Raw genomic sequence first — 1,519 nt, 5'->3', positions numbered from 1 at the left:
CGCGCGCCGCGTCCGGCGTGTGCGGGACGCCGCCGAGCAGGGCCAGGCCGCCGGGCGCGCGGCGGAGCGCGGCGGGCGGGACGCCGAACACGCGCCGGTAGGTGTGGGCGGTGATCCGGATCTCCGGGTCGTCGGCGAGTCCCACCGGCGCGTCCTCCGGGGTGTCGGTCAACAGGATCTCGGTCAACCCTCGTCCTTTCGGGCCAGCACCCGGTAGGTGTTGCCGGGGCCGGGGATCAGGGGCAGGACCAGCCGGTCCGCCAGGGCGGCGACGAACAGCAGCGGCGGCAGCGCGGCCTGGGCGAGGACGCGCCGCACACGGGAGGCGCGGGCCGGCGGGGAGGCCGCCCACGGGCGGGACGGGTCGGGCGCGAAGGCGTTGAGGGCGAGGAGGACGGCCGCCACGACGTCGTGCCGCCGGTGCGCCGCCCGCCGCTGGACGGCCAGCACCCGCATCCCGCGCGCGCCCAGCGCCTCCACCAGGTTCCCGGCGGGGATCAGCTGGAGTCGCCGCGGCTGCAGCCAGGACACCCAGAACCGGCCGAGACGGCCCAGGTGGCAGGCCGGGTCGGGCTGCTCGACCAGCAGGTGGCCGCCGGCGGGCAGCGCCTTCATGGCGGCGTCCAGCTCGGCGAGGGGGTCGCCGACGCACTCCAGGTGGTGGTGCACGCTGATCACGTCGTACCGTCCGGAGAACTCCTCCGGCAGGTCGCGCAGCGGGCGGCGGTGGCCGTGCCGCAGCCAGCCGCGCCGGACGCCCTCCTCGACGCCCCCGCGCGGGTCCAGGCCGTCGAACACGGTGCCGGGGAACATCGGCGCGGCGGCGCGGCAGAAGTGGCCGGGCCCGCTCCCGACGTCCAGCCAGGCGCGCGGCCTGCCGACGTGGGCGGCGGCGAACCGGGCGCGGGCGCGCAGGGCGGCGCCCTGCGCGCAGAGCAGGTGCTCCATGGAGTCGCCGTAGAGGCCGTCGCGGTAGTCCCGGTCGTAGAAGGCCAGGCCCTCGTCGCCGAGGCGCGGGTTCTGGAAGACGTGCCCGCAGTCGCGGCAGCGCTCCAGGGTGAACCGGCCCGGTTTGCCCTGCACCATGTCGCCCGTCCGGACGTGGACGACCAGCGACCGCGACCCGCACCACGGGCAGTCGTCGCGGCGCGGCAGGAGGAACCGCTCGACGCCCTGGTCGATCTCGGCGGCGTAGTAGGCGCGCGCGGCGTCCATGCGGTCGGCGCGGTCGCGCTCCCAGGCGGTCGGCGGGTCGGCCAGCGTCCGCCACCACCCGTACGGCTCCCGGACGAACCGCAGCAGCGCCGCCGCGTGCAGGTCGTGCGGCACGAGCGGCGTCCCGCCGAAGACCAGGTACGGGACGGCGCAGTACGCCGCGACGGCGAGCAGCCCCCACGGCGGCGCGACGGCCACGGCGGCGAGCACCGCCAGGTAGCCGAGCGCGGACGTCGCGACCGTCCAGGGCACCGGGACGCCCAGCCCGGTCAGCCAGGCGCGGCGGCCCCGGCCGAGCGGCGCG

Annotated in this window: 2 protein-coding genes; both read right to left on the bottom strand. The window is 77.9% G+C overall.

Annotation, left to right across the window (positions count from 1 at the left end; translation table 11 throughout):
- Positions 1 to 187: hypothetical protein (locus tag DZF91_RS23930; protein ID WP_147341334.1), on the bottom strand; the 187-nt coding region annotated here is incomplete at its 3' end.
- Positions 184 to 1,519: class I SAM-dependent methyltransferase (locus tag DZF91_RS23925; protein ID WP_199486846.1), on the bottom strand; the 1,336-nt coding region annotated here is incomplete at its 5' end. The genes DZF91_RS23930 and DZF91_RS23925, both read right to left, overlap by 4 nt.

This window comes from Actinomadura logoneensis (genome assembly GCF_003428695.1).
GTDB lineage: Bacteria > Actinomycetota > Actinomycetes > Streptosporangiales > Streptosporangiaceae > Spirillospora > Spirillospora logoneensis.
This window is presented reverse-complemented; position numbering and strand designations above follow the sequence as displayed.